Annotated in this window: 9 protein-coding genes; 8 read left to right on the forward strand and 1 reads right to left on the reverse strand. The window is 68.3% G+C overall.

Annotated elements, in window-relative coordinates; translation table 11 throughout:
- The first annotated feature begins 78 nt into the window (after positions 1 to 78).
- The 5 genes from HLH25_RS02105 to HLH25_RS02125 all read left to right on the forward strand — a co-directional run bounded on the left by HLH25_RS02105 (position 79) and on the right by HLH25_RS02125 (position 5,988).
- A complete protein-coding gene (locus HLH25_RS02105) occupies positions 79 to 1,452 on the forward strand; it encodes a replication-associated recombination protein A (RefSeq protein WP_182972502.1) in 1,374 nt (457 codons plus the stop codon).
- Positions 1,449 to 2,426 carry an RluA family pseudouridine synthase gene (locus HLH25_RS02110; RefSeq protein ID WP_182972503.1) on the forward strand — a complete coding sequence of 326 codons (978 nt, stop codon included), beginning with the start codon at positions 1,449 to 1,451 and terminating at the stop codon, positions 2,424 to 2,426. Before HLH25_RS02105 ends, HLH25_RS02110 begins: the two co-directional genes overlap by 4 nt.
- A 3-nt stretch (positions 2,427 to 2,429) precedes the next feature.
- Positions 2,430 to 4,877 (forward strand): AsmA family protein, encoded by a 2,448-nt coding sequence (locus HLH25_RS02115; protein WP_182972504.1) that lies wholly within the window; start codon positions 2,430 to 2,432, stop codon positions 4,875 to 4,877.
- Entirely contained in the window at positions 4,874 to 5,641 is a 768-nt protein-coding gene (locus tag HLH25_RS02120; RefSeq protein WP_182972505.1) for an ATP12 family chaperone protein, read from the forward strand. The genes HLH25_RS02115 and HLH25_RS02120 overlap by 4 nt, the downstream gene beginning before the upstream one ends.
- Positions 5,642 to 5,775: 134 nt before the next feature.
- Entirely contained in the window at positions 5,776 to 5,988 is a 213-nt protein-coding gene (locus HLH25_RS02125; protein WP_182972506.1) for a hypothetical protein, read from the forward strand.
- A 301-nt stretch (positions 5,989 to 6,289) separates the two neighbouring features.
- Here the strand turns inward: HLH25_RS02125 and HLH25_RS02130 are convergent, their stop codons facing one another.
- Positions 6,290 to 7,444: a bifunctional 2-C-methyl-D-erythritol 4-phosphate cytidylyltransferase/2-C-methyl-D-erythritol 2,4-cyclodiphosphate synthase gene (locus tag HLH25_RS02130; protein WP_182972507.1), complete on the reverse strand. Its 1,155-nt coding sequence runs from the start codon at positions 7,442 to 7,444 to the stop codon at positions 6,290 to 6,292.
- Between the two features lie 230 nt (positions 7,445 to 7,674).
- On the opposite strand from HLH25_RS02130, the gene dusB reads away from it, so the two are divergent.
- The 3 genes from dusB to ntrC all read left to right on the forward strand — a co-directional run bounded on the left by dusB (position 7,675) and on the right by ntrC (position 11,392).
- On the forward strand, positions 7,675 to 8,736 hold the full coding sequence (gene dusB / locus HLH25_RS02135) for a tRNA dihydrouridine synthase DusB (protein ID WP_182972508.1): 1,062 nt from the start codon (positions 7,675 to 7,677) through the stop codon (positions 8,734 to 8,736).
- Positions 8,736 to 9,854: a two-component system sensor histidine kinase NtrB gene (locus HLH25_RS02140; protein ID WP_375272366.1), complete on the forward strand. Its 1,119-nt coding sequence runs from the start codon at positions 8,736 to 8,738 to the stop codon at positions 9,852 to 9,854. Before dusB ends, HLH25_RS02140 begins: the two co-directional genes overlap by 1 nt.
- Positions 9,855 to 9,937: 83 nt before the next feature.
- Complete coding sequence (gene ntrC / locus HLH25_RS02145) at positions 9,938 to 11,392, forward strand: nitrogen regulation protein NR(I) (protein WP_182972509.1); 1,455 nt, start codon at positions 9,938 to 9,940, stop codon at positions 11,390 to 11,392.
- The last annotated feature ends 30 nt before the right edge of the window (positions 11,393 to 11,422 follow it).

Below are 11,422 nucleotides of genomic sequence, written 5' to 3' on the forward strand. Positions count from 1 at the left end.
TTTCTGTGCGGGACCATGGCCGTGATATCGAACAGGACAACGGCGTGGATATGATGCGGGACGGGCAGGCGGGGCGGCATGACAGGCAGGCGGGATGAGCGGGGAAGCGGGGATCTGTTCGGTGGTCCGGCGGCTGTCGAGACCCGGCATGATCCGGCCGGGCGGCGTGGGCGTTCGGCGCCGCCGCGCACGCAGCCGCTGGCCGACCGGCTGCGCCCGGCATCGCTGGACGAGGTGGTGGGGCAGGATCATCTGCTGGGGCGGGATGGCGCGCTGCGGCGGATGCTGGATCGGGGGACGCTTGCCAGCCTGATCCTGTGGGGCGGGCCGGGGGTGGGCAAGACGACCATCGCCCGTCTGCTGGCCGACGCGGCGGGGCTGCGCTTCGTGCAGATTTCGGCCGTGTTTTCGGGGGTCGCGGATTTGAAGCGGGCTTTCGAGGAGGCCCGGCAGCGGGCGGCCATCGGGCAGGGCACTTTGCTGTTCGTGGACGAGATCCATCGCTTCAATCGTGCCCAGCAGGACGGGTTTCTGCCGGTGGTCGAGGACGGGACGGTGGTGCTGGTGGGGGCGACGACGGAGAACCCGTCTTTCGCCCTGAATGGCGCGCTGCTGTCGCGCTGCCAGGTCATGGTGCTGCGGCGGCTGGATGATGACGCGCTGGAGCGGCTGCTGTGCCGGGCCGAGGCCGAGAGCGGACGGGACCTGCCGCTGACCGCGGATGGGCGGGCGACGCTGCGCGCCATGGCGGATGGCGACGGGCGGTATCTGCTGAACATGGTCGAGCAGGTGCTGGCGCTGCCGGAGGGGCCGCCGCTGGACGGGCAGGGGCTGTCCGCGCTGCTGGCGCGGCGGGCCGTATTGTACGACAAGGACCGCGAGGAACATTACAACCTGATTTCGGCGCTGCATAAATCGCTGCGGGGCTCGGACCCCGACGCGGCGCTGTACTGGTTCGCGCGGATGCTCGAAGGGGGAGAGGACCCGCGCTTCATCGCGCGGCGGCTGACCCGCTTCGCGGCCGAGGATGTGGGGATGGCCGATCCGCAGGCGCTGCCGCTGGCGGTGGCGGCGTGGGAGACCTATGAGCGACTCGGCTCGCCCGAGGGGGAACTGGCGCTGGCGCAACTGGTGGTGCATCTGGGCACCGCGCCGAAATCGAATGCCGTCTATACCGCCTACAAGGCGGCGCGGCGGCTGGCGAAGGCGACCGGCAGCCTGATGCCGCCGGCCCATATCCTGAACGCGCCGACCGGGCTGATGAAGGATCTCGGCTACGGCAAGGGATATGAATACGACCATGACAGCGAAGAGGGATTTTCCGGCCAGAATTACTTCCCGGACGAGATGCGGCGCGAATCGCTGTATCGCCCCAGCGGGCGGGGATTCGAGGCTGAAATCGCGCGACGGCTGGACAGGTGGGCCAGACTGCGGGAAAGCCGTCAGTCATGAGTGTAGTGACCCTGACCGTCAGCGATGACGAAGCCGATATCCGCCTCGACCGCTGGTTTCGCCGCCATTATCCCCATCTGACCCAGGGGGCGTTGCAGAAACTGTGCCGCACGGGACAGGTGCGGGTGGATGGCAAGCGTGCCGATACCGCGACCCGTCTGGTGCCGGGGCAGACGGTGCGCGTGCCGCCGATCCCTGCCGCCGCGCGCCCGGCGCCGCCGCCCCGGCCCGTGCTGGACGAGCGGACGGTGCGCGAGATCCGCGGCATGGTGCTGTACAGCGATGCGCAGGTGATCGTCCTGAACAAGCCGGCCGGGCTGGCGGTGCAGGGCGGGCCGGGCATCGTCCACCATGTGGACGGCATGCTGGATGCGTTGAAGGACAATGACGACGATCCGCGCCCGCGTCTGGTGCACCGGATCGACCGGGATACCTCGGGGCTGCTGCTGCTGGCGCGGACGCCCGGTGTGGCGGCCAAGCTGGCGGCGTCGTTCCGTGGGCGCGATGTGCGCAAGACCTACTGGGCGGTGGTGGTCGGTCGGCCGACGCCGGCCAGCGGGGTGATCGACCAGCCGCTGGCCCGGCTGGGAGCGGGGCCGGGGGCGCTGACGGTGGTGGCGTCGCGCAAGGATGAGGACGCGGCCCATGCTCTTTCGGAATACGAGGTTCTGGATGCCGCCGGGCGTCGTCTGTCCTGGCTGGCGCTGTCGCCGCTGACGGGGCGGACCCATCAGTTGCGCGTGCATTGCGAGGCGCTGGGGACGCCGATTCTGGGTGATCCGAAATATGGCGGGGAGGCCGCGCATCCCGAAGGGTTCGTCGACCGGCTGCATCTGCATGCGCGGTCGCTGGATCTGCCGCATCCGGCGGGCGGGCGCTTGCAGGTGTCGGCGGAATTGCCGGCCCACATGCGCGAGACGTTCCGGCAACTCGGTTTTACCGCCGGCGCGACGCCGGCGCCTCGGCGGAGCTGAGCCATGCTGCCGGTCGTGTTGGAAGGGGAGCCGAAGCCGCCGCGACCGAAGCGCCGTCTCCTGCGCCTGTTGAGGCTGTTCGTCGTGCTGGTGCTGCTGGGGGGCGCCGGCGTGATGGGCGCGTGGATGCGGCTTGATCCCGTCGGGTTGCGCGAGAAGGCGGTGGCGGCGGTGTGGCACCAGACCGGCCGTGTACTGAAGGTGGGGGCGGTGCAGGTGCATCTGCTGCCTTACCCGTCGGTGTCCGTTCGGGATCTGGCGTTGTCGGACATGCCGGGCGGGGCGCGGCCGGAGATGCTGACGGCGACCGAACTGGATGCGCGGCTGGCGCTGCTGCCGCTGTTGCGGCACGAAATCCGGCTGGAAGATGTGCGCCTGACCCATCCCGACCTGTTGATGGAGCGGATGGCGGATGGGCGCGCGAACTGGCAGATGCAGCCCCCAGCCGAATCGGACAGCCCGCCGGGGGGTGTTTCTTTCCCCTCGACCCCATGGCGGGTCCGTATCTGCAGCGTGCGGGTCAGGGATGCCGATCTGCGCTGGGACGATCGGCGCGCCCATGCCAGCGGGGCGGTGACGCTGGACAGCCTGGATCTGTCGGGGCTGACCGGGGCGAACCCCACGATCGAAATGCAGGGGCATCGGCAGGGGGATTCCTCCGCGATCGTCAGCGTGTCGGGGCAGGTCGGCCAGCTTTTCGCGGCGGAGCGTTCGGCATGGCCGGTGCGCTTGCAGGCTTCGTTGCGGATTGAGGGGCGGGATGCGGGGTCCGCTACGCTGGACGGTACCCTCTCCGACCCCATGCGTCTGCGTGGCTATGATGTGGCGGTGCATCTGGCGATCGGGCGGCTGGCGGATCTCAACCGCCTGTTCGTGCATGCGGGTTTGCCTGATGTCCACGATATCGACCTGACGGCGCGTGTGGTCGATCTGGGGTCGGACACCGCGCCCATGCCGGGTCTGCGGCAGGTGCGGCTGCGCACCGGGGCGATCGGCAGTGTGCCGGTGGTGCGTGGGCTGGTGCTGGATCGGCTGGCGGTGGATGCGCCGACGCCGGCCGATCATGTGGCGATCGAGACCGCCGGGCATTATGCCGGCCAGCCGTTCGCGCTGCATGGCACGCTGGGGACGCCGGCCGAGACATTGGCCGCCGCGCGCAGTGTTCTGGGCAGTGCGATGCCGCTGGATCTGGTGGTGGATGTCGCGGGTGGGAGTCTGCGGCTGGGAGGAACGGTCGGGGGCGGACAGTCGGCTCTGGACGGTCATCTGACCGCCGGTCGGCTGTCGCTGCCGGGCAATCTGGTGCTGGATCATCTGACGGCCGATGCGCATCTGGCGGTTCGGGGGGGGGCCGATATCCGGCTGACGGACCTGCGGCTGGATTCGGCGCAGATGACGCTGGATGGGGACCTCTCTTTTCTCCGGCAGGGGGGGACGAATGGGGTTCCGCTGCTGAACGGACGGCTGCATGCGAGCCGGCTGGATGTGGATACGGTGCGTGCCGCCGCCCCGGCCGCGGAGCCATCGGGTGATGGAGGCGCGCCATCGGCGGTGCGGGAGGGGGCAGCGGATGATGCGCCGTTGCCGTTCGAGCGTCTGCGGCAGATGGATGGCGATCTGGACCTCACGGCGGACCGGATGCGGCTGTATGACGAGGATTATCATGCCGCCGAGGCCCATTTCGTGTTGCGGGGCGGGCATCTGACGATTGATCCGCTGCATGCCGATGGCGTGGGGCGCAGTCTGGATGCCGTGCTGTCCGTCGATGCGTCGGGGGCGGTGCCGCGCCTGTCGGCCGATGTGCGGACGCTGGTGCTGCCGGCCGACTGGCTGGCCCAGGCTTTCGATCTGACGCCGATGCTGCGCGGCAGTCTGCAATTGGTCGGCAGCGTGCAGACCCAGGGGAATGATCGTGCTGCGCTGCGCGACAATCTGGGCGGGCATCTGGGTCTGTCGATGGTCAGGGGGCAGATTGACGGCAATACGCTGGGCCGCCTGCTGGGGCCGGATGCCTCGGCCGCCACACGGGGGACTTCGGTCGCGCTGCGTTGTCTGGGCGTGCATATGACGCTGGGTGACGGGCGGGCGGCGCTGGATACGATCGGGTTGCAGACCTTTCGGCTGGCGATGACGGGCCATGGGACGATCGGTCTGGCGCAGCAGGACCTGGACCTGCATCTGATGCCGCAATTGCTGATCGGCGGTAGCGGCGCCTCGATGCCGATCGTGGTGGCCGGCACCATCCGGGCGCCGCAGCCCCGGCCGGAAGCGGCGGGGCCGGGGCATCGCTTCATGCTGACCATCGGGCCGTCGGCGGCGATGGGCGATCCGTGCCCCGATGCGCTGAAGGCGGCGCGCGAGGAACAGCCCGGCCCGGCGCCGGATGCCGCGCCGAAGGCCAAAGCGCCGAAAGTGATGAATATTCTGCGTGGGCTTGGATTGTTTCGATGAGTGATACGCCTGTGACGCCCCGTTCTTCCGCCCCTGCCGCCGCCACGCGGCGGCGTTTCTGGGACCGTGCCGAGGTGGTGTCGGAGCCCGAGGGTTTTGCGGTCCGGCTGGATGGTCGGCCGGTGCGTCTGCCGGGTGGGGCGGTGCTGCGTGTGGGGAGCCGGGCGCTGGCCGAGGCCCTGGCTGGGGAATGGCAGGCGGCGGGTGGCGGCGGGAAGGGGGGCGATTTCGCGCCGTCCGATCTGCGGCTGACACGGATCGCGGGGACGATGCTGGAGCGCATCGCGCCTGATCGGGCGGCTGTGATCGGTGTGTTGCTGGGATACGCCCGCCATGAATTGCTGTGTTACCGCGTGCGCTACCCGGCGCTGCTGGTCGAACGCCAGCAGCAGGAATGGGACCCGTGGCTGGAATGGCTGCGTGCCCGATATGGTGTCGCGTTGCGGAGCACCGACGGGGTGATGCCGGTCGATCAGCCGCCCGAGGCGCTGGCGGGGCTGCAATCGGTGCTTGAGGGGCTGGCGGACGGGGCGCTGGCCGCGCTGGGCGTGGCTGTGCCGGCGCTGGGCAGTCTGGTGCTGGGGCTGGCGCTGGTGGATGGACGGCTGACGGCGGAACAGGCCATGGCCTGCGCGACGCTGGACGAGCGGACCCAGATGGAACTCTGGGGGCAGGATGCCGAGCAGGGTGCGCGTCTGGAGGGGCTGGCGTTGGATGTCAAGGACGCGGCATCGTTTCTGGCGTTGTTGCACGCCGATTCGTAACGGCTCGGGTGGTCATGGAACCGCCATAAAGTGTCGGCAGCTTCCGGCTTGCGTTCCGACACCGAGCCAAACACTTTGTTACAGAGCTTCGCTGTAGAAGGGACGGAGAACAACGACGACTCAGGAGTGAGCGCATGGCTTTGATCGATTTGCGGCCGCTTTCGGAAATGCCGGGGATTGCCGCGCATGAGATCGACCGGGCATCGAAAGGCCAGATTGATCATGCCGGTTCGTCGCGCCGTGTGCGGCAGCGTGTCGCCCATTGGGTTGCGACCTGTGCCATGGGCGCCTGGGTGCTGCTGGCGATCGTGCCCGTCGTCGTCGTCATCATGGCAATCGACGGCTGAATTAGGCGAAAGTCCGGTATTGCCACGGGTCGGGGCGCGGGACGCCTGCCCGGCAATGTGGGTTGGTGAGCGAGCGTGCCGCGCAGCGGCCTTGATGGCCGTGCACGAGATTATGGCGTTCGCTCAGGCCGGGGGGTGGGAAGCCTGCCCGGAAATGTGGGCTGGTGAGCGAGAGTGCCGCGTAGCGGCACGGCCGGCGTGTGTTTCCGAGCATCGCAGCGGAGCGGCCTTGACGGCCGTGAGCAGCGAAGCGCAGGAAACGCGCGCCGGATCGCCACCAGCGCGCATTTCCGGGCAGGCTTCAGGGGACGAGGATTGTGGCGCTGGCGGTGCAGGCGATGCCTTCTTCGCGGCCGGTGAAGCCTAGTCGTTCGGAGGTGGTGGCCTTGACCGAGATGCGGTCGATGTCGACCTCCAGCAGGTCCGCGAGGCGCTGGCGCATCGCTTCGGAATGCGGGCCGATCTTGGGGCGTTCGCAGATCAGCGTGACATCGGCGTTGACCAGCATGCCGCCACGGTCGCGGATGCGCTGGCCGGCATGGATGAGGAAGCGCGCGCTGTCGGCATCCTTCCACTCGTTCTGGCTGGGCGGGAAGTGGCGGCCGATATCGCCTTCGGCCAGGGCGCCGTAGATCGCGTCGCACAGGGCGTGGATGCCGACATCGGCATCGGAATGGCCGGCCAGGCCGCGATCGTGGGGCACGGTGATGCCGCAGATGATCAGCGGGCGGTTCTCGGCGAAGGCATGCACGTCGTACCCGATGCCGGTGCGCGGCAGCAATGTCGGACCGATCAGCCGTTCCAGGCGCATCAGATCTTCCTCGTAGGTCAGCTTGATATTGTCTTCCGAACCGGCGACCAGCGCGACCGTATGGCCCGCCATTTCCAGCAGGGCGGCGTCGTCGGTGGCGTCGGTGGCGGCGGCGCCGCGATGGAGGTCGCGCAGCAGCGCGAAGCGGAAGCCCTGGGGGGTCTGGGCGCGATAGAGATCGTCGCGCGGGACGGTGGCGGTGATGACGCCGCCATGGCCGCGCTTGAGCGTGTCGGCCACGCGCACCGCCGGAATGGCGCCGGGATGGCTGGTGAGGGCCGCGATGACCGCCCGCGTGACCTCGGCGGGGACGTAGGGGCGGGCGCCGTCATGGACCAGCACGAGGTCGGGGCGTTCGGATGCCGGCAGGCGGTCCAGCGCCTCCAGCCCCGCGCGGACGCTTTCCTGCCGGCTGGCACCGCCGGCGACGGGGGGGAGAGTGTCCAGACCGTGCAGGGCTTCGGCCAGCGCGGCGGTGTCGCCGACCGGCTGGAGCAGGTCCACATGAGGAGACAGGGCATCCGCCGCGTGGCGGATGATGGGCCGGCCGCCGAGCGTCAGATACTGCTTGGCGACAGGCGATGCCGTCGTGGCGCTGAAACGTCGGCCCACGCCCGCGGCAAGAAGAATGGCTGCAACACGCATGGCGGAGCAATGCGGCGGACGCCCCGCGCCGTCAAGCGCCGGGACGCATTTGTTTCGGGCCTCGGCCGCTCCGTTTCCGTCCCGTTTGGCTGCTATCGCGATTGCGTGATGCTTTCAAAGTCGATATTCTGCTTAAATCCTGAGCATCCATGCTGGAAATTCGTCCATCCCGGTGTCGCGCCGCGAGGCGAAGGCATGATCTGTCAGCCCAGATGGGGGTAGTGCCGTCCATGTTGTCCGAATTGTTGCGTCCTGTCGATCTGGGGAGGGGTGTGGTGCTGCGCACCCCGGTGATTCTCGCCCCGATGTCGGGCGTGACGGACCTGCCGTTCCGCCGCCTGGCGCGCCGCCTGGGCGCGGGGCTGGTGGTGTCCGAGATGATCGCGTCCTGGGCCATGGTACGCGAGAATCAGGCGACGTTGCGCATGGCCGAAGTGGCGGACGATGAGGGGCCGAATGCCGTGCAGCTTGCCGGCTGCGAGCCCGAGGCGATGGCGCAGGCGGCGCGGATTGCCGTCGATCGCGGCGCGAACATGATCGACATCAATTTTGGCTGTCCGGTCAAGAAAGTGGCGGTGGGCCAGCAGGCGGGCTCGGCGCTGATGCGCGACGAGGCGCTGGCAGGGCGGCTGCTGGAGGCCGTGGTGCGGGCGGTGGACGTGCCGGTGACGCTGAAGATGCGCATGGGCTGGGACCATGCCAGCCTGAATGCGCCGGTGCTGGCGCGGATGGCGGAGCAGGCCGGAATCCGCATGGTTACGGTGCATGGCCGCACGCGGCAGCAATTCTATACCGGGACCGCCGACTGGGCGTTTGTCCGCACGGTGAAGGAAGCGGTTTCGCTGCCGGTGATCGTGAATGGCGATATCCTGACCGTCGATGACGCGCGGCGGGCGCTGGCGCAGTCGGGCGCCGACGGGGTGATGATCGGGCGTGGCTGCTATGGCCGGCCGTGGTTCCTGGCACAGGTGGGGCATGCCCTGACGACCGGCGAAGAGGTGCCGGACCCGGATCTGGCGACAGAAAAGGCGATCGTGCTGGAGCATTACGACATGATGCTTTCGCATTTCGGCGCGCATCCGGGCCTGCGCCTGGCGCGCAAGCATGTGTCGTGGTACTCGGCCGGCCTGCCGGATTCGGCGGGTTTTCGGGCCGCGATCAACAAGGTGGACGAGGCGGCGGTGGCGATTGCCATGATCGGGGATTTCTACGACCGCCAGATTGCCGCCGGGTCGGGCCGGGAGCGCCGGGGCGGTGTGTCGGGCGGCCAGGACGCCGCCCAGGCGGCCTGATGCCCATGCAAGCGAGCCTGCCGCCCGACGCGCTGCCCCGGCCGGACGGGGCGGCGCTGCTGGATGCCATGCCCCTGCCGGTGATGCTGGTGGGGGAGAAGAACCGTATCCGCCACGTCAACAGCGCGGCCGAGCCGTTCTTCGGCATGTCCAGCCAGCATCTGGAGCAGATGCATCTTTCGGACGTGCTGGCGTCCGACCATCCGATCTTTCTGCTGGTGGAGCAGGTGCGGCGCGATGGGGTGACGATCGCGGAGCATGAGCTGAATCTGGACGGGCCGCGGCTGCATCGCAGCGGCATTACCGTGCAGGGGACGCTGGTGGCCGAGCATCCGGACGGGGTGCTGCTGACCTTTCACGATTCGTCGGCGGCGCGGGCGCTGGATCGGCAGCTTACCTTCCGCTCCGCTGCGCGTAGCGTCTCGGGCATGGCCGCGATTCTGGCGCATGAAGTGAAGAACCCGCTCTCGGGCATCCGGGGCGCGGCGCAGTTGCTGGAGGGATCGGTCTCGGAAAGTGACCGGGAACTGGCGGTGCTGATCCGCGATGAGGCGGACCGTATCCGCGACCTGGTCGACCGGATGGAGATTTTCAGCGACAAGCCGCTGGAGCGGCGGCCGGTGAACATTCATCGGGTGCTGGAGCATGTGCGGCTGCTGGCGCAAAAGGGGTTCGCGGCCGATATTCGCTTTATCGAGGAATATGACCCGTCGCTGCCGCCGGTGTGGGGGAATCGCGACCAGTTGGTGCAGGTGTTGCTGAACCTGGTCAAGAATGCCGCCGAAGCCATTGCCGGAGAGGGCAGGAAGGGCGAAATCACGCTCGGTACCGCCTATCGCCATGGCGTGCGTCTGGCGGTGCCGGGGATGGAGCAGCGCGTCGAACTGCCGCTGGTGGTGTCGGTGCGCGATAACGGGGCCGGGATTCCCGACAGCATCCGGCCCCATCTGTTCGAGCCCTTCCTGACCACCAAGGCGGGGGGAAGCGGGCTGGGGCTGGCGCTGGCGGGCAAGATCATCGGCGATCATGGCGGGGTGATCGAGGTGAACAGTCGCCCCGGTCGGACCGAAGTCCTGCTGCACCTGCCCGTGGTGGCGGAGGGGCGGACGCACCCCTGACCCGCGACGCCGCGCGGCGGTATTTTGCGTTCCTTGAATGTCTATTCCCTGTTGCCCGTTTCGAGTGAGAGACCGGATTTCGTATGCCCCTTCCGACCATTCTTGTTGCTGATGACGACCGTTCCATCCGCACCGTTCTCAGCCAGGCGCTGGGGCGCGCCGGTTATCAGGTGCGCACCACCGCCAGCGCCGCCACCCTCTGGCAGTGGATCGAGGAGGGCGAGGGCGATCTGGTCATTACCGATGTGGTGATGCCCGACGAGAACGGGCTGGACCTGATTCCGCGCATCAAGCGGGCGCGGCCGGACATGCGCGTGCTGGTGATGAGCGCGCAATCCACGCTGATGACGGCGGTGAAGGCGACCCAGCGCGGGGCGTTCGAATATCTGCCCAAGCCGTTCGACCTGAAGGAATTGCTGGCGGTGGTGGAGCGGGCGCTGGCTGCGCCGGCCCGCACGCTGGCCGAGCCGGCGGCGCCGCTCGAATCCGAGGAGCGGATGCCGCTGATCGGTCGGTCGATGGCGATGCAGGATATCTATCGCATCATCGCGCGGCTCACGACCTCCGACCTGACGGTGATGATCAATGGCGAAAGTGGCACCGGCAAGGAACTGGTGGCGCGGGCGCTGCATGATTACGGGCGCCGGCGGGGTGGGCCGTTCGTGGCGGTCAACATGGCGGCCATTCCGCGCGAACTGATCGAGAGCGAGTTGTTCGGGCATGAGCGGGGAGCCTTTACCGGGGCGACCAGCCGCAATCCGGGCCGGTTCGAGCAGGCGGCGGGGGGGACGCTGTTTCTCGACGAGATCGGCGACATGCCTCCCGAGGCGCAGACGCGCCTGCTGCGCGTGTTGCAGGAGGGCGAGTTTACCACCGTTGGCGGGCGGCAGCCGATTCGGGCCAATGTCCGTATCGTCGCGGCCACGCATCGCGATCTGCGCCAGTCGATCCGGACCGGGACGTTTCGCGAGGATCTGTTCTATCGGCTGAATGTGGTGCCGATTCGCCTGCCGCCGCTGCGCGAGCGCGTGGAGGATATTCCGCTGCTGGCGCGGCATTTTCTGGATCGCAGTCGCGAGGACGGGTTGCCGGCCAAGATCCTGGCCGATGGGGCGATCGAACGCCTCCAGGCCAGTCGTTGGCCGGGGAATGTGCGCGAACTGGAAAACCTGATGCGCCGTCTGGCGGCCCTGTATCCGCAGGAGACGATTACGGCGGACCTGGTGGACCAGGAACTGGCGGAAGCGGCATCGCACGACCAGGAGGCGGAAGCGCCGGAGATTCTGGCCAAGGAACCGCTGGCGGATGCCGTGGCCCGGCATATCCGGCATTTTCTGGCGGCGGGACAGGATGGCATGCCGCTGCACGATATCTATGATCGGGTGATTGCCGAGGTCGAACGGCCGCTGATCCAGATGACGCTGGCCGCCACGCGGGGCAACCAGATCAAGGCCGCGGCGATGCTGGGCCTGAACCGCAATACCCTGCGCAAGAAGATACGGGATCTGGAAATACCGGTCGTTCGCGGCGTAAGCTGACGGCCATGAGTCTTTTCATGCGTTGGGCGA

The organism is Gluconacetobacter dulcium, assembly GCF_014174165.1.
Classification (GTDB): domain Bacteria; phylum Pseudomonadota; class Alphaproteobacteria; order Acetobacterales; family Acetobacteraceae; genus Gluconacetobacter; species Gluconacetobacter dulcium.